Annotated in this window: 23 protein-coding genes and 1 rRNA gene; all 24 read left to right on the forward strand. The window is 61.7% G+C overall.

What is annotated here, in order from left to right; genetic code table 11:
• Positions 1 to 220 precede the first annotated feature (220 nt).
• The 24 genes from prfA to COLINT_RS06260 all read left to right on the forward strand — a co-directional run bounded on the left by prfA (position 221) and on the right by COLINT_RS06260 (position 23,673).
• Positions 221 to 1,288, forward strand: coding sequence for a peptide chain release factor 1 (gene prfA, locus COLINT_RS06145; RefSeq protein ID WP_006723582.1), 1,068 nt, complete (start codon positions 221 to 223; stop codon positions 1,286 to 1,288).
• Between the two features lie 249 nt (positions 1,289 to 1,537).
• Entirely contained in the window at positions 1,538 to 2,707 is a 1,170-nt protein-coding gene (locus tag COLINT_RS06150) for a N5-glutamine methyltransferase family protein (RefSeq protein WP_006723583.1), read from the forward strand.
• Positions 2,708 to 2,813: 106 nt separating this feature from the next.
• On the forward strand, positions 2,814 to 3,044 hold the full coding sequence (locus COLINT_RS06155; RefSeq protein ID WP_233418382.1) for a type II toxin-antitoxin system RelE/ParE family toxin: 231 nt from the start codon (positions 2,814 to 2,816) through the stop codon (positions 3,042 to 3,044).
• A 12-nt stretch (positions 3,045 to 3,056) separates the two neighbouring features.
• Positions 3,057 to 3,365, forward strand: coding sequence for a HigA family addiction module antitoxin (locus tag COLINT_RS06160; RefSeq protein ID WP_006723585.1), 309 nt, complete (start codon positions 3,057 to 3,059; stop codon positions 3,363 to 3,365).
• A gap of 24 nt (positions 3,366 to 3,389) precedes the next feature.
• Positions 3,390 to 4,607 (forward strand): MalY/PatB family protein, encoded by a 1,218-nt coding sequence (locus COLINT_RS06165; protein WP_006723586.1) that lies wholly within the window; start codon positions 3,390 to 3,392, stop codon positions 4,605 to 4,607.
• 14 nt (positions 4,608 to 4,621) lie between these two features.
• On the forward strand, positions 4,622 to 5,266 hold the full coding sequence (locus tag COLINT_RS06170; protein ID WP_006723587.1) for an L-threonylcarbamoyladenylate synthase: 645 nt from the start codon (positions 4,622 to 4,624) through the stop codon (positions 5,264 to 5,266).
• Positions 5,267 to 5,515: 249 nt separating this feature from the next.
• Complete coding sequence (glpK, locus tag COLINT_RS06175; RefSeq protein ID WP_006723588.1) at positions 5,516 to 7,054, forward strand: glycerol kinase GlpK; 1,539 nt, start codon at positions 5,516 to 5,518, stop codon at positions 7,052 to 7,054.
• A gap of 190 nt (positions 7,055 to 7,244) precedes the next feature.
• Positions 7,245 to 7,682: a ribose 5-phosphate isomerase B gene (gene rpiB, locus COLINT_RS06180; RefSeq protein ID WP_039910416.1), complete on the forward strand. Its 438-nt coding sequence runs from the start codon at positions 7,245 to 7,247 to the stop codon at positions 7,680 to 7,682.
• A 27-nt stretch (positions 7,683 to 7,709) separates the two neighbouring features.
• The gene (gene upp, locus COLINT_RS06185; RefSeq protein WP_006723591.1) at positions 7,710 to 8,357 is read left to right on the forward strand and encodes a uracil phosphoribosyltransferase; all 648 of its coding nucleotides are present in this window, start codon (positions 7,710 to 7,712) and stop codon (positions 8,355 to 8,357) included.
• Between the two features lie 339 nt (positions 8,358 to 8,696).
• Complete coding sequence (locus COLINT_RS06190; protein WP_006723592.1) at positions 8,697 to 8,987, forward strand: hypothetical protein; 291 nt, start codon at positions 8,697 to 8,699, stop codon at positions 8,985 to 8,987.
• Between the two features lie 11 nt (positions 8,988 to 8,998).
• A complete protein-coding gene (gene atpB / locus COLINT_RS06195; RefSeq protein WP_006723593.1) occupies positions 8,999 to 9,799 on the forward strand; it encodes a F0F1 ATP synthase subunit A in 801 nt (266 codons plus the stop codon).
• A gap of 98 nt (positions 9,800 to 9,897) precedes the next feature.
• Positions 9,898 to 10,092, forward strand: coding sequence for an ATP synthase F0 subunit C (locus COLINT_RS06200; RefSeq protein WP_006723594.1), 195 nt, complete (start codon positions 9,898 to 9,900; stop codon positions 10,090 to 10,092).
• Between the two features lie 46 nt (positions 10,093 to 10,138).
• Positions 10,139 to 10,741, forward strand: a complete 603-nt coding sequence (atpF, locus tag COLINT_RS06205) for a F0F1 ATP synthase subunit B (RefSeq protein ID WP_006723595.1) — start codon at positions 10,139 to 10,141, stop codon at positions 10,739 to 10,741.
• A complete protein-coding gene (locus tag COLINT_RS06210; protein ID WP_006723596.1) occupies positions 10,734 to 11,216 on the forward strand; it encodes a F0F1 ATP synthase subunit delta in 483 nt (160 codons plus the stop codon). The genes atpF and COLINT_RS06210 overlap by 8 nt, the downstream gene beginning before the upstream one ends.
• Positions 11,217 to 11,220: 4 nt before the next feature.
• Entirely contained in the window at positions 11,221 to 12,837 is a 1,617-nt protein-coding gene (gene atpA, locus COLINT_RS06215; RefSeq protein ID WP_006723597.1) for a F0F1 ATP synthase subunit alpha, read from the forward strand.
• A gap of 8 nt (positions 12,838 to 12,845) precedes the next feature.
• Positions 12,846 to 13,757: an ATP synthase F1 subunit gamma gene (gene atpG / locus COLINT_RS06220; protein WP_006723598.1), complete on the forward strand. Its 912-nt coding sequence runs from the start codon at positions 12,846 to 12,848 to the stop codon at positions 13,755 to 13,757.
• The gene (atpD, locus tag COLINT_RS06225) at positions 13,757 to 15,190 is read left to right on the forward strand and encodes a F0F1 ATP synthase subunit beta (RefSeq protein WP_006723599.1); all 1,434 of its coding nucleotides are present in this window, start codon (positions 13,757 to 13,759) and stop codon (positions 15,188 to 15,190) included. Before atpG ends, atpD begins: the two co-directional genes overlap by 1 nt.
• A gap of 5 nt (positions 15,191 to 15,195) precedes the next feature.
• Positions 15,196 to 15,600: an ATP synthase F1 subunit epsilon gene (gene atpC / locus COLINT_RS06230; RefSeq protein ID WP_006723600.1), complete on the forward strand. Its 405-nt coding sequence runs from the start codon at positions 15,196 to 15,198 to the stop codon at positions 15,598 to 15,600.
• A gap of 88 nt (positions 15,601 to 15,688) precedes the next feature.
• Entirely contained in the window at positions 15,689 to 16,972 is a 1,284-nt protein-coding gene (gene murA / locus COLINT_RS06235; RefSeq protein ID WP_006723601.1) for a UDP-N-acetylglucosamine 1-carboxyvinyltransferase, read from the forward strand.
• A 12-nt stretch (positions 16,973 to 16,984) separates the two neighbouring features.
• A complete protein-coding gene (locus tag COLINT_RS06240) occupies positions 16,985 to 18,136 on the forward strand; it encodes an LCP family protein (protein WP_006723602.1) in 1,152 nt (383 codons plus the stop codon).
• Between the two features lie 140 nt (positions 18,137 to 18,276).
• Positions 18,277 to 19,509 carry a peptidase T gene (gene pepT / locus COLINT_RS06245; protein WP_006723603.1) on the forward strand — a complete coding sequence of 411 codons (1,233 nt, stop codon included), beginning with the start codon at positions 18,277 to 18,279 and terminating at the stop codon, positions 19,507 to 19,509.
• 167 nt (positions 19,510 to 19,676) lie between these two features.
• Positions 19,677 to 20,066, forward strand: coding sequence for a metal-dependent transcriptional regulator (locus tag COLINT_RS06250; RefSeq protein ID WP_006723605.1), 390 nt, complete (start codon positions 19,677 to 19,679; stop codon positions 20,064 to 20,066).
• A gap of 247 nt (positions 20,067 to 20,313) precedes the next feature.
• Complete coding sequence (locus COLINT_RS06255; RefSeq protein WP_233418355.1) at positions 20,314 to 21,723, forward strand: phosphohexomutase domain-containing protein; 1,410 nt, start codon at positions 20,314 to 20,316, stop codon at positions 21,721 to 21,723.
• 445 nt (positions 21,724 to 22,168) lie between these two features.
• Positions 22,169 to 23,673: ribosomal RNA gene (locus COLINT_RS06260) — 16S ribosomal RNA — on the forward strand.
• Positions 23,674 to 23,842: the final 169 nt, after the last annotated feature.

The following is a 23,842-nucleotide window of genomic DNA, read 5'->3' on the forward strand; positions in this document are numbered from 1 at the left end:
GGGGCGGCCGTCGCGCCCGGTCATCTGCCGAGCCTATGGGAGTTTTGCAGGTACGTTGGCGTGGTGGGGCATTGCGGGGTATGATGCCTATCTGGAAACTACGGGAGGAACCATGCACATCGCGCTCGATAAGCTCTAGCTACGTTTGACGCCATGGCCGCCGCTTCGCCGGCAGGCCCTCTTTCACATTTCGCCAACAGCCAACGCATAAGGAGCAACCATGCGCGACAAGCTTGAGAAGATCATCATCGCTTTCGAGGAGCTCGAGAAGAAGCTCTCCGACCCCGCCGTCGCCAGCGATATCAAGGAATTCACCCGCCTCAACAAGGAGTATGCCCACCAGACCGACCTGGTGAAGGCCGCTCGCGAGTATCTGGGCGCCCTCGACGACATCGATGTCGCCAAGGAGATGCTGCACGACGCCGTCGACGCCGACGAGAAGGAGATGCTCCAGATGGAGATCTCCGAGAACGAGGCAAAGCTGCCCCAGCTCGAGGAAGACATCAAGATCATGCTCATCCCGGGCGACCCGATGGACGAGAAGGACACCATCGTCGAGATCCGTTCCGCGGCGGGCGGCGACGAGGCGGCCATCTTCGCGGGCGACCTCTTCAAGATGTACCAGCGCTTCATCGAGTCCAAGAAGTGGAAGATGACGGTGCTCGACTCCAGCCCCTCCGAGGCCGGCGGTTTCAAGTCCATCGAGTTCAAGGTCGAGGGCGACAAGGTCTACTCCGTCATGAAGTACGAGTCCGGCGTGCACCGCGTGCAGCGCGTCCCCAAGACCGAGTCCCAGGGTCGCATCCAGACGTCCACCGCGACGGTGGCCGTGCTGCCCGAGGCCGATGAGATCGATATCCAGATCAACCAGGCCGACCTGCGCGTCGACACCTACTGCGCCTCCGGCCCCGGCGGTCAGTGTGTCAACACCACCTACTCCGCCGTGCGCATCACCCACCTGCCCACGAACACCGTGGTTCAGTCTCAGGAGCAGCGTTCCCAGATCCAGAACCGCGAGGTCTGCATGCAGATGCTGCGCGCCCGCCTGTACGAGATGGAGCTCGAGAAGCAGCAGGCCGAGCTCGGTGCCGAGCGCTCTGCCCAGATCGGCCACGGCAACCGTTCCGAGAAGATCCGCACCTACAACCTGCCGCAGGATCGTGTGACCGACCACCGCATCGGCTTCAACTCCACCTACAACGGCGTGCTGCTGGGCGATCAGCTGTCCGACGTCATCGACGCCCTGGCGGCCGCCGACCGCGCCGCCAAGCTCGCAGAGGCCGTGTAAGCGGGTTCTCGGCTGTTGGGCAAGAGCCGCGCGGTATGATGCCCCAGCTGCAACATGGGATGCCCCAGCTGCAAACGTGCCTGTTCGGGCCGTCGTCCTTCGGGGCGGCGGCCCGTTTTTCAAGCAGTCAGGTTTTGGTCAGACGGACTGTTTTTGGACGGGAAATGCTGTAATTCGGTGTTCTCGACGGGGTGCATGTCGGCCGTGCCGTAGAATCGCGGCTATGCAATACGAGGGACGGAGGCCGCTATGGCGAACGAGACGTGGACCATCAGGCGATGCCTGGATTGGACGCGCGACTACCTAAAGGACCGGGGCGACGAGCGTCCGCGTCTGTCCGCCGAATGGCTGCTGTCGGGTGTGACCGGGCTCTCGCGCACTGAGATATACGTGAACTTTGACAAACCGATGTCGAGCGAGGAGCTTGCCGCAATGCACACGGCCGTTGTGCGCCGCGCGAAGGGCGAGCCGCTGCAGTACATCATCGGTGAGACGAGCTTCCGCACGATCGATGTGATGTGCGAGCCCGGCGTGCTCATCCCACGGCCCGAGACCGAGCTGTTGGTTGAAGAGGTCTTGGCCTATCTCGATCGAGAGGTCATCGGAGCCGCTCCCGCAGTCGAGCGCGGGCGTGTGGAGCTGCCCTGGAACGCCGAGGTCGAGGCTGCCCTGCAGGCCGAGATCGCCGCGGCAAAGGAAAAGGATGAGGCGCCCGTCGTCGAGCGCGAACTGCGTGACGATGATTTTGACACGCTTGAGGACGGCGAGGGGACCATTGAGACGGCCGATGGCGCCGAAGGGGATGCGGGCGTATTGGGTGCCGCACCTGTCGAAGGGGGCGAGTTCTCCGAGGGTGCTCCTGCTCAGGATGGGGAGTCGGGTCAGATTCGATGCGCGCGCGTTCTCGAGGTTGGGTGCGGTACGGGTTGCATCTCGCTTTCCATTGCGTCTGAGCGCTCGGGGCGTGCTCAGTGCGTCGCAATCGACATTGAGCCCCGTGCAGTCGATCTGAGCATCCGCAACCGCGATGCGCTGGGCATTTCGCCCGCCGACGTTGATGTGCGTTTGGGCAATCTCGTGTCACCACTCAATCGTGAGACCGAGTGGGGAACGTTTGACGTGTTGGTCTCCAATCCTCCCTATATTCCTTCCGCCGTCATGGAGTCGCTGCCGCACGAGGTTGCCGACTTTGAGCCGGCGTTGGCGCTGGATGGAGGCGCAGACGGTCTCGATATCTTCCGCAGGCTCGTCAACGCCGCCCCGCATATGCTTCGCCCGGGTGGCCTGCTCGCGTGCGAACTTTACGAGGGTCACCTGGACGCAGCTGCCGATCTGTGTCGCTCTGCCGGCATGCATGATGTCCGCATCGTCGATGATTTCACCGGTCGCCCGCGCATCGTCCTTGCTTTGGTGGGATAGGCGCGGAGCGACATGGCGCAATTAGTATCGTTTGACGTTAATAACGAATGGCGTTACTATGATTGTACCTTACAGAGATAAAGACGTCGAGAGGCTCTCGCGCGGTATGCGGATTCCCCGATACCGCGCGTTTGAGAGGCAGGCGCTCCGTAAGTTGCGCCAATTGGAAATCGCTGGAAACCTCAATGACCTGCGTATTCCTCCTGGCAATCATCTTGAGGCCTTAAGTGGGGACCGTGAAGGGCAATATAGTATTCGGATTAACGAACAGTTTAGAATTTGCTTTTCATGGACTCCGATGGGGCCTCAGGATGTGGAGATCGTCGATTACCACTGATATGGAGGGGCAATGGCTGGGGAGATGCGTCCGGTTACTCCAGGTGAGTTGCTGAAGGAGGAGTTTCTTGAGCCACTGGGGCTTTCGCAGTACCGGCTGGCGAAAGAAACGGGTATTCCCGCACAGCGTATAGGTCAAATTGTGCTTGGACGACGCAGGATAACGGCCGATACCGACCTGAGGCTCTGCCGCTATTTTGGATTGACCGATGGCTACTGGATGCGCGCTCAGGTTGCCTACGACACCGATGTGGCGCGACGGGAATTGGGCCCGGAGCTAGATAAGATCGTGCCATATGGCGAAATGGCCGTAACGGCCTGAGTGGAACTCTGGGGGCAAGGCTGAATGTTCAATTTCACGGACGTTATCGATCGCATGGGACACGATTCGATTGCCGCGGATGCAGCCGGAGCGATTTCCGGCGGCTCTTTGGGCCCTGTCGACGCCGTTGTGCGCGAAGGGTTTGACGTCATCCCCATGTGGGTGGCCGATATGGGATTCGCCACCGCTCCTTCGGTGCTGCGCGCCATGCGAGAGCGGCTCGAGCATCCGTGCTTCGGATATTTCGAGTATCCGCAGGAGTATTACGATCGCATCGCCTGGTGGCATGAGCGTCGCAACGGGGTCGTGGGGTTGAAGCCCGAGAATATCGGCTATGAAAATGGGGTGCTCGGCGGTGTTGCCAATGCCCTTGCCGTGGTGTGCTCGCGTGGGGACAAGGTGCTTGTTCATGCCCCGACGTATACCGGATTCACCAACACGCTTAAAAATGCGGGGTATGACCTGGTGACGAGTTGGCTACAGCGCGACGCCGAGGGCGTGTGGCGCATGGATTACGAGGACATGGAGCGCAAGCTCGCAACGAGGGAGGTCCACGCGGCCATTCTGTGCTCGCCTCATAACCCGACAGGGCGCGTGTGGGAACGCTGGGAGCTCGAGCGGGCGATGGGCCTGTTCCGAAAGTACGATGTCTACGTTATTTCAGATGAGATATGGTCGGATATCGTTTTGGGAGGCAGTGTCCACATCCCCACGCAGAGCGTGAGCGACGACGCGCGGATGCGGACCGTCGCGCTGTACGCCCCGAGCAAGACGTTCAACATCGCGGGACTCATCGGTAGCTATCGCGTTGTCTACAATCCGTGGCTTCAGGCTCGCTTGGCCAAGCAGGCGAGTTTGTCGCATTACAACATGCAAAACGTGCTCTCCATGCATGCGCTTTTGGGTGCATACAGCGACGAGGGCGCTGCCTGGGTCGACGAGTTGCGAGAAGTTCTTGGTCGCAACGCACGGATTGCCTCGGAGTTCTTTGAGGAGATTGCTGGTGTCGATTTTGCGCGACCGCAGGGGACGTACATGCTCTTCTTGGATTGCGACGGTTGGTGCGCCGCTCATGGCATGGATATCGACGAGTTGCTGCGCTCCGGCGTCGAGGTCGGTGTGCTGTGGCAAGACGGGCGCCCGTTTGGCGGAGACAAGACGATTCGCATCAACCTAGCGTTGCCGACTGCGCGCCTACGCGAGGCACTGGAGCGCCTGGCCGCTTACGTATTTGTGAGATAGGGGAGAAGCTCGTTATGGCGAATGTGATTAAGGCCCACGACAATCTCGGACCTGCCGCCGACTGCCTGACGGCGGGAGGCCTTGCGCTCGTTCCGACCGAGACGGTCTACGGGGTGGGGGTGGCCATATCCGCTTTCGCGGCGAATCTGGAGACCCCCGGGCCCGATACGGGCTATGGGCGCATATTCACCCTCAAACAGCGTGAGCTCACCCAGACGGTGCCGTGGCTGGTCGACGGTCCGGCGGCCCTCGAGCGCTACGGCAAGGATGTGCCTCATTCGATATGTGCTTTGGCGGAAAAGCTCTGGCCGGGTGCCCTCACGCTCGTGGTCCCGGCAGCGGACGACGTGCCGTCGTTCATGCGGGCTGCGGATGGGACGGTCGCCCTGCGTGCCTCTGCGTCACCGGTTGTCCAGGAGCTTATCGCGCGTTGCGGATCGCCGCTGGCGGTGACCTCGGCGAACACGCATGGCAAGCCGGCGCCGATCTCATTTGATGAGGTTGAACCGCGCATTCTGGCTGGTGTCGACGTTGCCGTCGACGCGGGGGAGACCCCGTGCCGAGATGCCTCGACCATTGTGGCCGTGCGAGACGGGGAGCTTCAGATCCTGCGCGAAGGGGCATTGGCGGTGCGGGAGATCAGGGCCGTACTGGAATAGCGCGTGTATCGGTGCGGAAACGCATCGCCGCTGACGGATCCGCCGCGAATCAGAAGGCGCTCATAGTCGCTTAGGGGACACATGCCTTTTGCCCGAGAAAACTGTTCATACACCGACCAGTTATCCCGTCTGGCGGGTAGGTAACTGTCCGTCGGCGCGGGACGGGCTTGCGCGTGAAACAATGCTAGGGCGGCTCTGTGCGCCTCCGACCGTATCGACGGCGGGGGCATACGTAAGGAAAGGTCCCCGATGGCGGTTACTCTCAAAGATCTCAGCAAAGTGGATGTGGCATACAACCCCACGGGTGGGCGGTATGTCATGGCGCTCGACTCGGGCACCACTTCGGTCCGAGCCGTCATCGTCGATGAATACGATTGCATCGTCGCGCAGGCCTCACGCCGTATTAAAACCTTCTATCCGCGTCCGGGCTGGGTCGAGCAGGATCCCATGGAGATCCTGGCCTCCCAAATCGCGGTCATGATGGAGGTTCAATTCAAGAGCGGCATCCATTCCGACCGCATCGCCGCCATCGGCATCACCAACCAGCGCGAGACCACCGTGGTGTGGGACCGCGATTCCGGTTTGCCCGTGCACAACGCCATTGTGTGGCAGTGCCGCCGCACGTCCGAGATCACGGATGCTCTCATTGCGAACGGCATGTCCGACATCATCCGCGACAAGACCGGCCTCATGCCCGACCCGTATTTCTCGGGAACCAAGATCAAATGGATCCTCGACAACGTGGACGGCGCCCGCGCGGCGGCCGATGCCGGCGAGCTCATGTTCGGAACCATCGACACTTGGCTCATCTACAACCTGACGGGCGGCATGGTGCACGCCACCGACTACACCAACGCGAGTCGCACGATGCTGTTCAACATCCACACGCTCGAGTGGGACGACGAGTTGCTCGAGCTGCTCGACGTTCCGCGTTCGATGCTGCCGGAGGTCAAGTGGAGTTCCGACGATTACGGCAGCGTTTCCAACGAGATTATGACGTACGGCCCCTCGATCACCGGCGTTGCGGGCGACCAGCAGGCCTCACTGTTCGGTCACTGCTGCTTCAGGCCCGGATGCACGAAGAACACCTACGGCACGGGCTGTTTCATGCTCATGAACACCGGCGACACCTGTGTTAAGTCCGAGAGGGGTCTCGTTTCCACCATCGGCATCGCCTTGGATGGCAAGATTTCCTACGCGCTCGAGGGTTCGATTTTCCACGCCGGGGCCACCATTCAGTGGCTTCGCGACAAGCTCGGCCTGCTTTCCAGCACCAAGGAGGCAGCCGATCTATGTAAGAGCCTGGAAGACAACGGCGGGTGCTATCTCGTGCCGGCTTTCAGCGGCTTGGGCGCCCCATGGTGGGACCCCGACGCGCGCGGTCTCATCTGCGGGCTCACCGGCGCGGCAGACCGTGCGACGATTGTACGTGCTGCCTGCGAGTCCATGGCGTATCAGAGTTTTGACGTTCTGCACGCCATGCAGCTCGATGCCGGTGTCCAACTGGAGATTCTTTCGGTTGACGGCGGCGCCTCGCGCAACGACTTTATCATGCAGTTTCAGGCCGACTTGCTGCGCATTCCCGTTGAGCAGACGGAAAACGTGGAGACCACGGCTCTCGGTGCGGCCTATCTCGCCGGGCTTGCGGTCGGGTACTGGGAGGACCTCGAAGAGCTCGAGCAGAACCGCGTGCCCGGCCGACGCTTCGAGCCCCAGATGGCCGAAGGCGAGGTGGCTCGCAACCTTTCCGGCTGGCACAGCGCCGTCGATCGCGCGCGCTCGCGCTAGGGTGCATCCCCAGCGGCCATCAGGCCGACCTCTCTGTGTTGAACCGGCCCTGCATCCCTGTTGCCCGGATGCAGGGCCGGTTTCGTAAACGTCCCTCGCGACGGCGCGAGCGCCGTCCCAACCTGCTAGAGTGGAGTAGGTTCGCGCGACCAAGCGGGCTGATCATATGTATAAGAGAAAGGACGTGCACATGCGCATCGCCATCGCCTCCGACCACGGTGGATTTGAGCAGAAGCAGGCTCTGGCGGCCTATATCGCCGATGAACTGGGCTTCGATGTCACCGACATGGGCCCCGACACCGACGCTTCTGTCGATTACCCCGACTATGCCGCTCCCGTGGCTAAGGCCGTCTCTGCCGGCGAGGCCGATCGCGGTGTTCTCGTGTGCGGCACGGGTATCGGTATGGCGGTCGCTGCCGACAAGGTCGCTGGCGTGCGCGCCTCCTCCATTACGTCCGTTCCGTTTGCGGAGCTCTTCCGCCAGCACAACAACGGCAACGTGGTGTGCCTGTCCGGCCGTTTCGTCGACCTCGAGGTCAACAAGGAAATCGTCAAGACCTTCCTTACCACCGAATTTGAGGGTGGCCGCCACGAGGCGCGCGTCGCCAAGATCATGGCCCTCGACTAACTCTTCGTCTAATTTAAGGAGTACAGTATGTCCGTCGATTTCGATCGCAGCCGGGTGACCCTCGTCGACCATCCGCTCGTCCAGCACAAGCTGACCATCATGCGTGATGAGAACACCGGCTCCAAGCAGTTCCGAGAGCTCGTCAAGGAGCTGGCCCTGTTCGAGGGTTATGAGGCGACCCGCGATTTCCCGCTCGAGGACGCGCCCGTGACTACTCCCATCTGCGAGACCACCGGCAAGCGCATCGCCGGCCGCAAGGTCGCTATCGTGCCCATTCTGCGCGCGGGCCTCGGTATGGTCGACGGCCTGCTCGAGCTCATCCCGGCAGCGCGCGTCGGCCATGTGGGTATGTACCGCGACGAGGTCACGCACGAGCCGCACGAGTATTATGCGAAGCTGCCTTCCGACGCCGACCAGCGCATCTGCCTGGTTGTCGATCCCATGCTCGCCACCGGTGGCTCGGCAACCGCCGCCATCGATTACCTGCGCGCGCAGGGCGTGAAGGACATCCGCCTGCTTGTCCTGGTTGCTGCTCCCGAGGGAATCGCGACCGTTCTCGGACACGACCCCGATGTCCGCTTGTATACCTGCTCCATTGATGAGAAGCTGAACGATGCTGCATATATTGTCCCTGGACTGGGCGATGCTGGCGACCGGATTTTTGGCACTCTATAGCGTTTCTCTCAAGCGGCGCGCACCCGTGGCGCACGCCGTGTCGATTGGTGGCGCAAAACGGCAAGAACTTGCCGTTGAGGCGATAAAATATTGCCGTTAATTCGTGAAGGAAAAGAGACATCTGCGCGTATATGTGTTGAAACATATTTCACGGATGTCTCTTTGTGAACAGATGTTCATAATCATAGTCCAGTTGTCAAAATTTCCTTGCGCGTGAAACGCCGAGCGATATACTGCCAGTCACTGGTAATCGTGCGGTTAAGGGCAATTTTGCCCCGTGTTTCGGACATGGGATGAGATGGCCGCGACGGTCATGATTGTGCAGTGGAAAGGCGATCGATGGTCGATTCCAGTGACATCGGCGTCCTCGTGGCGGGGATGGGAATCGGCGTTGCCGGCTTCATGCCAATGTTGACGGTGGTCTTGCTTGCGCGGAAGAAGCGCATGCGACCGACGGTCGGCAAGGGAATGGCGGCGCTTGCGATATCGTTTGTCTTTCTGATGGCGGCATTCGCCCTGATGTGGGCTGTGGCGCCAGCGGATTTGGTGGTGTTCGCGATCGGGTTCCTCGGAGGGTTCCTGGTCATGTGGGCGGTTCTCGCCGTCATAACGATGAGTCGTAGACTCTAGGAGGGTTAGCGTTGGAAGCATTCGATAAGCTGCCGGCCGAGATTAACCACCTTGTGTCGAGCTTCAGCTCGATACCGGTGGTCGGCGACTTGGTTTCAGGCCTGACGCAGTACACGTTCTGGCTGATCGTTTCCTCGATCGTGCTGCTCATCATCATGTTCGCGTTCGCAAAGCGCGTCGCCGTGGTGCCTCGCGGCCGTTTCGCCAATGCCGTCGAGTATGTGATCGAGTACCTCGAGAACGACGTGGGCGTGGGCATTCTGGGCAAGGACTCCTGGCGTCGTCACCTGCCGTTCCTGGGCACTCTGTTTATGTTCATCGTGGTGAACAACATCATCGGCATCATCCCCGGCATGAAGCCCGGCACGGGTACCATCTCCACCACCGCCGCCCTGGCGCTCGTGGTGTTCATCTACTTCGTCCGCGTGGGCATGAAGAACCATGGCGTCTGGGGCTACATCAAGAGCCTTGCGCCCAAGGGCGTCATGTTCCCGCTCAACATCCTCATCTGGGTGATCGAGCTCATCTCCACGCTGCTTCGCCCCATCACGCTCGCCGTGCGTCTGTTCTGCAACATGTTCGCCGGTCATATCGTGCTCGGGTCGTTCGCCCTCATGGTCTCCCTGTTCGCCGAGCCGCTCATTTCGCAGCTCACCGCCGCGAACGTCCTGGGGGCCATCCCGTCCCTGGTGTTCGGCGCGATCCTGTTCGTGATCTATGCGATCGAGATCTTCGTCGGTGTCATCCAGGCGTACGTCTTCACCGTCCTCACCGCCGTGTACATTCAGGGCGCCGAGGCTGAGGGCCACTAATATTGGGTACCAAATGCCCATATCCCATACGGGGCATTTGATATAGGTATCGTGTTCAAGATGCGCCGGTAGGCGGCGCATGAACTCAAGGAGGAATTGTGGGAGTTATCGGTTACGGTCTTGGTGTTATCGGCGCGGGCGTCGCTATCGGTCTGGCAGCATACGGCGTCGCGAGCGCCATGGCCCGTCAGCCCGAGGTTCAGGACCGCGTCTTCACCGTCTTCATCATGGCTGCCGCCTTCTCCGAGGCTCTGGCCCTGATCGGCTTCGTCGTCGCACTGGTTGTCAAATAAGTTCGGTCTTCGCAAGAGTACCGGGCGTGAATCCCGAGGGGGAGTCATGAAAAACGTTAAAAGCGCAGGTATCGCACTTGGGGCCGCTGCCTCGGTGCTGTTTACCCCCGCCCTGGCTTTTGCTGAGGGAACCGAATCGGGTGGCGCGGATATCCTGATCCCCAAGATGGCCGAGTTCATTCCTGCACTCGTCATCTTCCTGATCATCTGGTTCCTGCTGTCCAAGTTTGTCTGGCCTAAGGTCATTTCCGTTCTGGATGCCCGTGAGCACAAGATCGAGGACAGCCTCGAGCAGGCCGACGCCACCAAGGCCGAGGCGGCCGAGATTCGCGAGCAGGCCGATGCCATCGTCGCCGAGGCCCGTCGCAAGGCTTCCGAGATCGTTCTCGAGGCTCGCGGCGACGCCGAAAAGGAGCGTTCGCGTATCGTCGCAGCCGCTCACGCCGAGGCTGAGGACATCATCGCCAAGGCGCAGGACCGCGCCGAGGACGAGAAGAAGCGCGCGTACATGAGTGCCACCGACACCATCGCTAAGATGTCCGTCGCCGTGGCCACCTCCATCGTGGGCGATACCCTCGCCAACGACGAGGCCAAGCAGCGCGAGCTCATCAAGAAGTATCTTGCGGAAGTGGGTAAGCTCAATGCCTAATCCGTCCATCAGCGATCGCTTCGAGAAGCGCAAGCTGGAAACCTACGCGCGCACCCTGCTTGAGGCGGCCAAGACCGAGAACCGCGTTCTCGAGAACATCGAGCCCCTCAAGGCCGACGCGAATGCGAGCCCGGAGGTCCTCTCCGTCCTTTCGCAGATGGCCGCCAACGGCGACCTCGATAAGCTCGGAGCCGTTCTCGACCTCTATAGCGAGATGGCCGAGGGTGACGAGGCCACGGTCGGCGTTACCGTCACCACGGCGGTCCCGCTCGACAACGAGCTGCGCATGCTGGTCACCCAGAAGTGCGAACTTGATTTGGGTCGCAACGTGTTCCTGATCGAGCATGTCGATCCGTCAATTACCGGCGGCATCATCTTGTCCGTCAACGGACACCGCCGCGACGCATCCGTGCGTCACCAACTTGAGCAGGCCTATAAGGTCATGACTCAACCCGGAATGAATTCGGAGGTATAGCCACATGTCCGAGGCAATCAATGCCGAGAACATCGAGCAGATCCTACGGCAGCGCCTGTATGATCTGTCGGCTACCGTCGATACCCAAGAAGTATCCCACGTAGCCGAGGTGGGCGATGGTATCGCTCACATCTTCGGTCTCAAAAGCGCGATGGCCGGTGAGCTCCTTGAGTTCACTAGCTCCATCACGGGCAAGACCGTGTACGGCCTGGCTCAGAACCTCGACCGCGAAGAGGTCGGCGCCGTTCTGTTCGGCGATGTCGACTCCATCAAGGAGGGCGACGCCTGCCGCACCACCGGTCGTGTTATGGACATCCCCGTGGGTCGCGGCATGCTCGGTCGTGTCGTCAACCCGCTTGGTCAGCCCATCGATGGCAAGGGCAGCGTCGGCGAGACGCATCGTCGCCCCATCGAGTTCAAGGCCCCTGGCGTCATCGAGCGCACCCCGGTGTGCGAGCCCGTGCAGACGGGTCTGCTCGCCGTCGACGCGATGATCCCGATCGGCCGCGGCCAGCGCGAGCTCATCATCGGTGACCGAAAGACCGGCAAGACCGCCATCGCCATCGATGCCATTATCAACCAGCGTGGCAAGGGCATGATCTGCGTGTACGTGGCCATCGGCCAGAAGGCCTCCACGGTCGCGAATATTCGCGAGACGCTTGCCCAGCACGGTGCTCTCGACTACACCGTCATCGTGAGCGCTACCGCGGCAGACTCCGCACCGCTGCAGTACATCGCCCCCATGGCGGGTGCCGCCATCGGCGAGTACTTCATGTACAACGGCGAGGATGGCCAGCCCGCCAGCGCCACCAACCCCGGCGGTCACGTGCTCGTCATCTACGATGACCTGTCCAAGCAGGCCGTCGCCTATCGTCAGATGTCGCTGACGCTGCGTCGTCCGCCCGGACGCGAGGCCTACCCCGGCGACATCTTCTACCTGCACTCTCGCCTCCTGGAGCGCGCTTGCAAGCTCTCCGAGAAGAACGGCGGCGGCTCCCTGACCGCCCTGCCGATCATCGAGACGCAGGATGGCGACGTTTCCGCCTACATCCCGACCAACGTGATTTCGATTACCGATGGTCAGATCTACCTGCAGTCCGAGCTGTTCCACCAGGGTCAGCGCCCCGCTGTCGACGTCGGCATCTCCGTGTCGCGCGTCGGTGGTTCCGCGCAGACCAAGGCCATGAAGCAGCAGGCGGGCAACCTGCGTCTGGACCTTGCGTCCTACCGCGAGCTCGCCGGCTTCACCCAGTTCGGCTCCGACCTCGACGCCACCACGCAGAAGCAGCTCACCCACGGTGCTCGCATGACCGAGCTCCTCAAGCAGGGTCGCTTCAAGGCACTGGACGTCGTCGATCAGGTCGCCGTGCTGTACGCGGGCAACAAGGGCTACCTCGATGACATGGCTCTCGAGGACGTCGTGCCCTTCCGCGACGGTCTGGTGGAGTTCCTGAACGGTGCCTATCGCAAGCTCCTGGAGGAGTTCCGCTCCGCCAAGATCGACGATCGCATCGGCAAGGAGCTCGAGCAGGCGATCAGCGATTACAAGGATCAGTTCCTGGCGTCTCGCGACTCCGGGAAGGCGCCCGTCAAGTCGGGCGCCGACGAAGCTGGAGAGTAGTAAGCCCTATGGCCAACCTCCGCGAAATAAAAAAGCGCATCGGTTCGGTCTCCACGACCCAGCAGATCACGCGCACCATGGAAATGGTCGCCACGGCGAAGATCGCGCGTGCCCTGCAGCGCGCCAAGAACAGCGAGCCGTACTCCGCCGCGATTACCGACGTCATGCTCACCGTGGCGACCGATCCTGCGCTCAACGTCAACTCGCCGCTCCTCGTGGACCCCGAGACCTACGAGCGCGCGCTGGTCATTGCGATCAGCTCCGACCGTGGTCTTGCCGGCGGTTTCAACATGCAGGTCGAGCGCGCCGCTGAGCAGCGCATCAAGCACTTCCACCGTCACGGTGCGAAGGAGGTCGAGCTCATTACCTGCGGCCGTAAGGTGACGGAGTACTTCCGCAAGTACCCCTGCAAGGTGATGGGCATCGTCGGCGAGTCCGACGACCCCACGCTTGAGAATGCCCGCGTCGTGGCCAACTACGTGATCGACGGCTTCTCTCAGGGTCGCTTCGGTCGCGTGGACATCGTCTACTTCCATGCGAAGAACCGCGTGGAGCAGGTGCTGCGCTCCGAGCGCATCCTGCCGTTGGACGATGAGGTGCTGCGCACCGCTCGCGGTCCTCGTGCGAACGAGGATGAGGCGCCCACGCGTCTCGCCTCGCCGTTCGAGTTCGTCCCCTCCGCGGAGCACGTGCTCGACAAGCTGATCCCGAGCTACGTGCTGACCGTCGTCCACCAGGCCATGATCGACTCCGCAGCGGCCGAGCAGGGTGCCCGACGCAAGTCGATGCACTCGGCCACCGAGAACGCAAGCGCGATCATCGCCGACCTCACGCGCACTTATAACCGTGTACGCCAGGCCTCCATCACCACCGAGATCAATGAGATCGTGGGCGGGGCCGCTGCATTGGAGGAACATTAATGGCAGATTTCATTGATATGGACTCCGCGAAGACTGCCGGTGTCGGACATATCGTCCGTATCATCGGCGCCGTCGTGGATGTCAAATTCAAGGGCGGTGTGCCGAACATCTACAACGCCCTGACCGTCGACGTCGATACCCCCGTGGGTCACATCGACACGATTCTCGAGGTTGAGAGCCAGCTGCCCGGTGACGTGGTTCGCTGCGTCGCCATGACCTCCACCGACGGCCTTCAGCGCGGCCTCGAGGTCGTCGACACCGGCGCCCCGATGAAGATGCCCGTTGGCAAGGGCACCCTCGGCCGTATCTGGAACGTGATGGGCCAGCCTGTCGATGGCAAGGATATGCCCGAGGTGGATGCCTGGTACCCGATTCACCATCCCGCCCCGAGCTTTGACCAGCTCACCACCAAGACCGAGATCTTCGAGACCGGCATTAAGGCCGTCGACCTGCTCGAGCCCTACATCCGTGGCGGTAAGACGGGTCTGTTCGGCGGCGCCGGTGTTGGCAAGACCGTTCTGATTCAGGAGCTCATCAACAACCTCGCCCAGGAGCACGGCGGCACTTCGGTGTTCACCGGCGTCGGCGAGCGCACCCGTGAGGGCACCGACCTGTACCTGGAGATGAGCGAGTCCGGCGTTATCGACAAGACCTGCCTGGTCTACGGTCAGATGAACGAGCCCCCGGGAGCGCGTCTGCGCATCGGCCTGGCCGGCCTGACCGAGGCGGAGTACTTCCGCGATCGCGGCCAGGACGTCCTGCTGTTCATCGACAACATCTTCCGCTTCTCTCAGGCGGGTTCCGAGGTTTCGGCCCTGCTCGGCCGTATGCCGTCCGCCGTTGGCTACCAGCCCACGCTGGCTACCGAGATGGGCGACCTGCAGGAGCGCATCACTTCGACCAAGACCGGTTCCATCACCTCGGTCCAGGCCGTCTACGTCCCCGCCGACGACCTGACCGACCCGGCTCCTGCCACGACCTTTACCCACCTCGACGCCACGACCGTTCTCTCGCGTTCCATCGCCGAGCTCGGTCTCTACCCGGCCATCGACCCGCTGGCGAGCTCCTCTGACGCGCTCGACCCCGCGATCGTGGGCGAGGAGCACTACCGCGTCGCCGTCAAGGTCCAGGAGCTTCTCCAGGAGTACTCCGACCTGCAGGACATCATCGCCATTCTCGGTATGGACGAGCTGTCCGAGGAGCAGCGCCTTACGGTCAACCGTGCTCGTAAGCTGCAGCAGTTCCTTTCCCAGTCCTTCCATGTCGCTGAGCAGTTCACCGGCAACCCCGGTGTCTACATCCGCGTCGCCGATACGGTCCGCTCCTTTGCGGCCATCGTCGACGGTGAGTGCGACAACCTGCCCGAGCAGGCATTCCGTTATGCCGGCACCATTGACGACGTGCGTGAGCGCGCCGCTAAGATGGGGGCGTAGGAACCATGGCAAAGCCCATGCAGCTGCGAATCGTTTGCCCCGAGGAGTGCGTGTATGAGGGGGCCGTCGCGTACGTGGCGGTGCCCTCCACCGTCGGAGAGTTCGGTATTCTCCCGCATCATGCGAGCGAGATTTGCACGATCGACGGTGGCCATATCCGCGTCTCCGAAACCAAGATGGGCGTCGTCGACCATGTCTTTGCGGTGACGGACGGATATGTCCAGGTTGCGAACGACGAGGTCATCGTGCTCGCCGAGCGCGCCATCGACACCGAGAAGGTCGATGTCGACGAGGTGAACGCCAGGCTTGCAGGTTTTGAAGACCAGCTGGGGAATATGGCGGAGGGCGACGCTCGTCGCGCCTACCTCTATAATGAAATCGCATGGTGCAAGCTGCTGCTTGCTCAGTAGGCGCAGGCGAACAAACCGTTCGCGCGCACAGCGATTGACATCATGCCCGGGGAACGGCCCCGGGCATGTTTTTTTGAAAGGGAAACGCTTGGATATCATCCGCGTTGAAGGTGGTCATCTCATCAGCGGCACGGTCGCCGTCTCGGGTGCGAAGAACTCCGCGCTCAAGCTCATGGCCGCAACGTTGCTCGCGCCGGGTGCCACCACACTCGAGAACGTGCCCAATATCTCGGACGTCCATGTGATGGGCAAGGTGCTCAAGCGCATGGGTGCCACTATCGACGTGCTCGATGAGCACACGCTGCGAATCGATACCTCTGCCGTGTCCTCCTGGGAGGCGCCGTATGACCTGGTGGCCAAGATGCGCGCATCGACCGCCGTCATGGGTCCGTTGCTTGGGCGCTTTGGCTGTGCCAAGATCGCGATGCCCGGTGGCTGTAATCTCGGTGCACGCAAGATCGACATGCACATCCTGGGCCTTGGCGCCTTGGGCGTTCAGTTCGACACCGATCACGGCTACATTCATGCCGACGCACCCGAGGGTCTTACCGGTACGGCGGTGACGCTCGAATTCGCCAGCGTCGGTGCCACGGAGAACCTCATCATGGCTGCGGTCAAGGCCAAGGGCACCACCGTTATCGACAACGCGGCGCGCGAGCCCGAGATCGTGGACCTCGCCAACATGCTCAACGAGATGGGCGCCAAGATCACCGGCGCCGGCACTCCCGTCGTTCAGATCGAGGGCGTGGAGGAGCTGCATCCCGTGACCCACCGCGTGGTGGGCGACCGTATCGAGGCAGGCACCTTCATTACCGCTGCCGCCCTCATGGCCGATGAGTCGGGCGTCGAGGTCACGGGCTTCAACCCGATCAACCTCGGCATGGTCATCAAGAAGCTCGAGCTCATGGGCGTGCGCATCGATCGCATCGAGAACGGCGTCCGAGCCTATCGCGCCGATCGCATTGAACCGGTTGACATCCAGACCTTGCCGTTCCCCGGCTTCCCCACGGATATGCAGGCCCAGATCATGGTCCTATCCGCCCTTGCCGACGGCAATTCCATCATTACGGAGAACATCTTCGAGAACCGCTTCATGTTCGCCTCCGAGCTCGTTCGCATGGGCGCGGACATCCGCGTGGAGAGCCATCATGCAATGGTGCACGGCGTGGACGGGTTCTCCGGAGCCCAGGTCACCTCGCCCGATCTGCGCGGCGGTGCGGCCCTCGTGGTCGCCGGCCTTATCGCCGAGGGCTACACCGAGGTGTCCGCCATCCATCACATCGACCGCGGGTATGAGCGCTTCGTTGAGAAGCTCTGCTCGCTTGGTGCTCATGTCGAGCGTCTGAGCGTACCCGATCCCATCGACGACTAGCGTAGGTACTCTATGAGCCACAGAAAGATCCCGGTCCAGCAGGGCCGCCAGCCCTCCACGGGTGCCAGCAGTAGGATTTACAGCCGCGAGAACGTGAGCCGTTATTCCGAGCGCGCCCGCCAGCGCCGTAAGAGCCGCATGATCAAGCGCGGTATTCTCGGCGCGGTGCTCGCGGTGCTGCTCGTGGGCGTTGTGGGCGTTGGAGCTTGGTTCTTCCGCATTGCGGGCAACCTGAGCGGCAACGGCTTCATCGGTGCCAACGTCCTGCAGATCCTGAACGACTCCGATGTCGCGCGCGAGCCGTTTTACATGCTCCTGCTCGGCACGGACGGCCGTCCGGGCGAGGACGTGTATCGCTCCGACTCGATCATCCTGGCGCGAGTCGACCCCGTCGAGAAAAAGGCCGCGCTCATCTCGATCCCGCGTGACACCCGTGTGGTCTACAAGGGTGAGACCATGAAGATCAACGCAACCCATTCCATCGATGGCCCCGAGGGCGTGATCAAGGCCGTGAACGACCTGTGCTTCGACGGCGAGCAAAAGGTGTCGCACTATGCCGAGGTCAACTTCCCCGGCATGGAGCAGCTCATCGACGCCGTCGGCGGCATTGACTTGGAAGCCACCGAGGAGGTCGACGATCCGGCGCACCTCGACGTCAAAGTCGAGAAGGGCTGGCAGCATATGGACGGCAGGACCGCCCTTGCCTACGCCCGTTGCCGCTACACCTACGCCGACGGCGACTATACCCGCATGCGCCATCAGCGCCAGGTGCTCGGCGCCCTTGCCTCCAAGATCTTGAACGACCTTGACCCCGCCAGCATCATGGGCACGATCGAGTCCCTTTCCAACGTGGTGATCACCACCTTGAGCCCGCAGGACATCCTGGCGGTCGCCAACGCGATGCGTGGTATGGACGTGGGCAACGACATGTACGTCGCCAACATCCCGTCCTACGCCGATGGCACGACGTATGTGAACGGCGTGAGCTACGTGTTCGTGTACGAGGATAAGCTCGCCGAGATGATGGCCAAAGTGGATGCCGGAGAGAACCCCGATGGCCCCCAGACCATGGGCAGCGAGACGGGCAACGGCTCCACGCTGAGCGACATCTCGGGTTCCGCGTTCGCATCCGGTGACACCGAGGACGGGTCGGCAGCCGAGTAGGAGAGCGCGATTAGCTTTCGTTACGGGCTCGCAAATACATATACGTGTCTTTGACTTGCAAGCACCCCTGGCATACGCTGGGGGTGTTTCGCGTATCGGCCTCCTCACGTGGGGCGCCGCCCAACTAGAAAGGAACATCCATGTCCGATGTCCTCAACCGCTTCTTGAGATATGTCCAGGTGGACACGCAGTCTGCCGATGAGCACTGCGATCAGGTTCCCTCGACCGCCATTCAGTTCGACCTTGCCAACATGCTCGCCGATGAGCTGCGCGATCTCGGTGCCCGTGATGTCACGGTGACCGGGAACGCCTATGTCACGGCTTGGATCCCCGCAAGTGAGGGTGCCGAGGGCCGTCCGCGCCTTGGGCTGATCTCGCATCTCGATACCACCGAGCAGGCCCCCGGTTTTGGCGTGAAGCCTCATGTTATGACTTACGAGGGCGGTGACCTGGTGTGCGCCATGGTCGATGGCAAGGCGATCTCCATCAGCCCCGCGTTGCTGCCCGCCCTGAACGACCTGGTGGGCGAGGAGCTCGTATGCACCGACGGCACCACGCTGTTGGGCGCAGACGACAAGGCCGGTATCGCCGAGATCATGGCGCTCGTCGCCCTCATTGCGGAAAACCCCGCCCTGCCCCATCCCGAGCTGGGCATCTGCTTCTGCCCCGACGAGGAGATTGGCCATGGCGCCGAGCTGCTCGATCTGGATGCCTACGGCTGCGCGTACGCCTACACGGTTGACGGCGGCCCGATCGGCGAGCTCGAGTGGGAGTGCTTCAACGCTGCCGAGGCCGTCGTGCGTTTCCAGGGCTTCTCCATCCATCCCGGCGATGCCAAGGGCCGCATGGTCAACGCCGCCGAGCTCGCGCATCGCTTCCACAGCTTGCTTCCCGCCGTGCAGCGCCCGGAGTACACCAGCGGGTACGAGGGTTTCTATTATCTCGAGGGCATCAGCGGCACGGTTGAGCATGCGACGAGCCGCTACATCATCCGCGATCACGACGCCGGCAAGTTCCAGGCCAAGATCGATCACCTGCTGTCCGCCGTGTCGTTCATGAATGAGGAGCAGGGCTGCGAGCGCGTGACCGTCGAGATCAAGCAGCAGTACCGCAACATGGCCGAGAAGGTGGCGCAGTATCCTGAGCTCATCACCCTCGCCAAGGAGGCGTTCGCCGAGACCGGCGTCGAGCCCAACGTCATCCCCATCCGCGGTGGCACCGACGGCGCTCAGCTGTCCTTCCGCGGGTTGCCCTGCCCGAACCTCTCTACGGGAGCCTATTGCTGCCACGGAGTGAACGAGTTCATTCCGGTGAAGTCGCTCGAAACCATGGTCGATGTCCTGACCCATCTGGTGGCCAAGTTCGCCGCATAAACTATCACGAAATCTGTTGCAATTGCGCAGAAGTACGCCGAGCTCCCCGTTTGTCCGTTCGGGCTTCGGGGCGCTCGGCGTCTTTGGGGTAGAATGCAGCGCAGAGAACCGAAGTGAAGGGAACAAACGTGGAAGCAGCTGATCAGGGCGCCAAACCACATCTCACCATGGCAAATGAGGATTACCTCGAGTGCATCGTGCGCATCGAGGCGGAGGGGCCCGACCAGGGTACCGATGGCATCCGTTCGGTCGAAATCGCGCAGCGTCTAGATGTCTCCAAAGCTTCGGTCAACAAGGCGATCGCATCGCTCAAATCACAGGGCATGGTCGAGCAGGCGCATTACGGAAAGGTTCGCCTAACCGAGGAGGGAAGGTCCATTGGAGCCGCCGTGTGGCGTCGCCACCGTATGCTGCGTGCTTTCCTGACTGATGAGCTGGGTGTTGAATTCGATCGCGCAGATGAGGAGGCGTGCAAGATGGAGCACGCCCTGTCCGAGGACACCATGGATTGCTGGATCGCCCACATGGAGCGCGACGGAATCAAACTCGTTGACTGATGTCTAACGCTCCCCACGCATGAGGACCCCCTGCAAGTACGCCGGTTATGGCCTCCTTGCAGGGGTTTTGCGTTTGGTTGATATCATCTCGAGAGGCGCTTGCCGAGTGGGCACCTGTCGTTATGCGCAACCTCAGGTGAGCGGGAGAATCTTACAGTTTGCTTAGAAAGGCGTGACGCTGGTTGGCCCGTCGCGGTTCGGGTATACCGAGCTATGCAGAGACGTCAACCACAGACCACCGCAAGGGGTGCATGCGCGCATGGGCGCGATACTTCATTTTGGCGCTGACGGCTGGCGAGCCCGGCTTGATGGCGATTTTAACGACGACAACGTGATCCGTGTGGCCGATGCCGCGGGTGAGATGTGGGCGCGTCGCGCACCCGGCGCCTTGGTGTATGTCGGATACGACATGCGCCCAGGTGCCGATCATTTCGCGCGGTTGGCGGGCAAGGTCCTTGCCTCGCATGGCTTGCACGTCAAAGTGTCCGATCGATATGTCCCAACACCCGCATTGTCATGGACTGTCGCGCAGGATGTGCGGGCCGTAGGCGGCCTCATGGTGACCGGGTCGCATAGCCCCAACGATTATCAGGGCATCAAGCTCCGCCAGGCGGATGGCGGTATAGGCTCGGACGAAATTTATGAGGAGCTCGAGCGGGCCATTCCCTCCGACCCAACTCCCGAACGCGGCGCAATTGAAACGTGCGATTTTCTGACCAGGTATTTCGATCATCTCTATACGCTGGTCGACACCGAAGCGATTGCGGCGGCCCATCTAAAGGTTGTGTATGACCCGCTGTATGGGTCCGCAAGCCGCTATTTCGCGGATCTGTTGCGTGCAATGGGAGTCGACGTCGTTGAAATTCATGGGGTCACCGATGCGGAGACGGACGAAACACATCCTGAGCCGGTGGAGCCCTGGGTCGACGATTGCGAGTGCGAGGTTCTGGCACAGGGAGCACATGCGGGCCTGGTAAACGACGGGGATGGCGATCGGGTAGGCGCCGTAGACGAGCGCGGACACTTTGTGAGCGCACAAAAGGTGCTTGCTCTGGTGCTGGCCCATCTATGCGTCAATCGAGGGATGACCGGACGAGTGGTGTTGAACCAGTCTTCGTCGGTTGTCACGCGCAAAACTGCGAGGATGCTGGGATGCAAGTTGAACATCAAGCCCGTGGGATTCAAATATATCTATGGCGAGATGCTCAAGGGTGACGTACTGCTAGGTGGGGGAGCGGCCGGGGGCATCGGCTTTGCGAGCCATATGCCCGAGCGCGACGGCCTTCTCACCAACCTGATGCTATGCGAGGCCATGGCTACTATGGGAATGCCTCTGGGTGAGTTGGTCGAAGAGCTCGAGGGAGCGTGCGGTCACTATTATTATGCCCGCCGCGACGTGCGCCTCGACCAGGAGATCATCGAAATGCTCAGGACGATCTTGCCGGGATTGAATCCACCGGTTATCGCGGGGCGCGTGCCCTCGTCGGTGAGTCATATGGATGGCCTGCGCTTCGAATTTGCCGATGAATCATGGTTATTGTTGAGGCCGTCGGGGACAGAACCCGTGGTCCGCGTGTATGCGGAAGCCCAGACGATTGAGATGCGCGATGAATTGTTGGGAGCCGGGTGCGCCATAGCGCGCGGAGACTTTGGATAAAACACCACGTTGACGGGCTGTTTCGCATCAAGGATCAATGCATATATCTAGATAAGGAAATGAACAGCCGAGAGCTAAATATGTGCAAAATATGGATACGCAAATAACCCTTTGCGAGGCGGCGGGACTCTGGCAATATATCTCTTCGCCGCGCGGGTGGCCGAGAGCGAACGAGCTCGGAAGACCCGCGGCGGGTACCTTGAGAACCGGATACCGCGAAGAGACGGAACAAGTGGAGACACCATTTAGAAGGTGTCAGCAGTGATGTACTTTTCAAGAACAGTTGTGTAAGGTCTGACTTAGTCAGGCCCCGTTCAACTTTTCCTTAACCAGTTTACAGAACGCTAATACATCGAATGGAATCCGATCCAGCGAGAAGCTGGTCGGGACGGGCACTCCGCGCCAACCATGATCGCGACCGGGCCTCCTGGCCCGGCCATCATATTGGACGGAGAGTTCGATCCTGGCTCAGGATGAACGCTGGCGGCGCGCCTAACACATGCAAGTCGAACGGCACCCACCCTCGGGTGGAAGCGAGTGGCGAACGGCTGAGTAACACGTGGAGAACCCGCCCCCTCCTCCGGGATAGCCTCGGGAAACCGTGGGTAATACCGGATGACCCCGCAGGGCCGCATGGCCCCGCGGGCAAAGCCCAGACGGGAGGGGATGGCTCCGCGGCCCATCAGGTAGACGGCGGGGTGACGGCCCACCGTGCCGACGACGGGTAGCCGGGTTGAGAGACCGACCGGCCAGATTGGGACTGAGACACGGCCCAGACTCCTACGGGAGGCAGCAGTGGGGAATCTTGCGCAATGGGGGGAACCCTGACGCAGCGACGCCGCGTGCGGGACGAAGGCCCTCGGGTCGTAAACCGCTTTCAGCAGGGATGAGACAAGACGGTACCTGCAGAAGAAGCCCCGGCTAACTACGTGCCAGCAGCCGCGGTAATACGTAGGGGGCGAGCGTTATCCGGATTCATTGGGCGTAAAGCGCGCGTAGGCGGCCCGGCAGGCAGGGGGTCAAATGGCGGGGCTCAACCCCGTCCCGCCCCCTGAACCGCCGGGCTCGGGTCCGGTAGGGGAGGGTGGAACACCCGGTGTAGCGGTGGAATGCGCAGATATCGGGTGGAACACCGGTGGCGAAGGCGGCCCTCTGGGCCGAGACCGACGCTGAGGCGCGAAAGCTGGGGGAGCGAACAGGATTAGATACCCTGGTAGTCCCAGCCGTAAACGATGGACGCTAGGTGTGGGGGGACGATCCCTCCGTGCCGCAGCCAACGCATTAAGCGTCCCGCCTGGGGAGTACGGCCGCAAGGCTAAAACTCAAAGGAATTGACGGGGGCCCGCACAAGCAGCGGAGCATGTGGCTTAATTCGAAGCAACGCGAAGAACCTTACCAGGGCTTGACATGACCGTGAAGCCGGGGAGACCCGGTGGCCGAGAGGAGCGGTCACAGGTGGTGCATGGCTGTCGTCAGCTCGTGTCGTGAGATGTTTGGTTAAGTCCAGCAACGAGCGCAACCCCCGCCGCATGTTGCCAGCACCTCGGGTGGGCACCCATGCGGGACCGCCGGAGTCAATCCGGAGGAGGGCGGGGACGACGTCAAGTCATCATGCCCCTTATGCCCTGGGCTGCACACGTGCTACAATGGCCGGTACAGCGGGATGCGATGGCGCGAGCCGGAGCGGATCCCTGAAAGCCGGCCCCAGTTCGGATTGGGGGCTGCAACCCGCCCCCATGAAGTCGGAGTTGCTAGTAATCGCGGATCAGCATGCCGCGGTGAATGCGTTCCCGGGCCTTGTACACACCGCCCGTCACACCACCCGAGTCGTCTGCACCCGAAGTCGCCGGCCCAACCATCTGGGGGGAGGCGCCGAAGGTGTGGAGGGTGAGGGGGGTGAAGTCGTAACAAGGTAGCCGTACGGGAACGTGCGGCTGGATCACCTCCTTTCTAGGGAGAATCAGCTTACTAGAAAGCAACAGAGAACCAAATCTCACAATGTTACGGCGCAGGTGTGCCCGAGTCTCCGCCCGCCCCTTCGCGTGTCCGGTCCCCGGGGTAGCCCCGCGTACCTTGAGAGCCGCATAGCGACAAGACGGATCTATTACGATCTGATCGA

It is taken from the genome of Collinsella intestinalis DSM 13280 (assembly GCF_000156175.1).
GTDB lineage: Bacteria > Actinomycetota > Coriobacteriia > Coriobacteriales > Coriobacteriaceae > Collinsella > Collinsella intestinalis.

What these genes read in the sequence shown, in the direction of transcription:
- COLINT_RS06170 (WP_006723587.1), top strand. Translation starts at nt 4,622, where the DNA reads ATGGCGAATGTGATTAAGGCCCACGACAATCTCGGACCTGCCGCCGAC.
- COLINT_RS06190 (WP_006723592.1), top strand. Translation starts at nt 8,697, where the DNA reads ATGGTCGATTCCAGTGACATCGGCGTCCTCGTGGCGGGGATGGGAATC.
- COLINT_RS06250 (WP_006723605.1), top strand. Translation starts at nt 19,677, where the DNA reads ATGGCAAATGAGGATTACCTCGAGTGCATCGTGCGCATCGAGGCGGAG.
- glpK (WP_006723588.1), top strand. Translation starts at nt 5,516, where the DNA reads ATGGCGGTTACTCTCAAAGATCTCAGCAAAGTGGATGTGGCATACAAC.
- atpA (WP_006723597.1), top strand. Translation starts at nt 11,221, where the DNA reads ATGTCCGAGGCAATCAATGCCGAGAACATCGAGCAGATCCTACGGCAG.
- COLINT_RS06240 (WP_006723602.1), top strand. Translation starts at nt 16,985, where the DNA reads ATGAGCCACAGAAAGATCCCGGTCCAGCAGGGCCGCCAGCCCTCCACG.
- COLINT_RS06210 (WP_006723596.1), top strand. Translation starts at nt 10,734, where the DNA reads ATGCCTAATCCGTCCATCAGCGATCGCTTCGAGAAGCGCAAGCTGGAA.
- rpiB (WP_039910416.1), top strand. Translation starts at nt 7,245, where the DNA reads ATGCGCATCGCCATCGCCTCCGACCACGGTGGATTTGAGCAGAAGCAG.
- upp (WP_006723591.1), top strand. Translation starts at nt 7,710, where the DNA reads ATGTCCGTCGATTTCGATCGCAGCCGGGTGACCCTCGTCGACCATCCG.
- COLINT_RS06155 (WP_233418382.1), top strand. Translation starts at nt 2,814, where the DNA reads ATGCGGATTCCCCGATACCGCGCGTTTGAGAGGCAGGCGCTCCGTAAG.
- atpF (WP_006723595.1), top strand. Translation starts at nt 10,139, where the DNA reads ATGAAAAACGTTAAAAGCGCAGGTATCGCACTTGGGGCCGCTGCCTCG.
- COLINT_RS06165 (WP_006723586.1), top strand. Translation starts at nt 3,390, where the DNA reads ATGTTCAATTTCACGGACGTTATCGATCGCATGGGACACGATTCGATT.
- prfA (WP_006723582.1), top strand. Translation starts at nt 221, where the DNA reads ATGCGCGACAAGCTTGAGAAGATCATCATCGCTTTCGAGGAGCTCGAG.
- atpC (WP_006723600.1), top strand. Translation starts at nt 15,196, where the DNA reads ATGGCAAAGCCCATGCAGCTGCGAATCGTTTGCCCCGAGGAGTGCGTG.
- atpD (WP_006723599.1), top strand. Translation starts at nt 13,757, where the DNA reads ATGGCAGATTTCATTGATATGGACTCCGCGAAGACTGCCGGTGTCGGA.
- atpG (WP_006723598.1), top strand. Translation starts at nt 12,846, where the DNA reads ATGGCCAACCTCCGCGAAATAAAAAAGCGCATCGGTTCGGTCTCCACG.
- COLINT_RS06150 (WP_006723583.1), top strand. Translation starts at nt 1,538, where the DNA reads ATGGCGAACGAGACGTGGACCATCAGGCGATGCCTGGATTGGACGCGC.
- COLINT_RS06160 (WP_006723585.1), top strand. Translation starts at nt 3,057, where the DNA reads ATGGCTGGGGAGATGCGTCCGGTTACTCCAGGTGAGTTGCTGAAGGAG.
- pepT (WP_006723603.1), top strand. Translation starts at nt 18,277, where the DNA reads ATGTCCGATGTCCTCAACCGCTTCTTGAGATATGTCCAGGTGGACACG.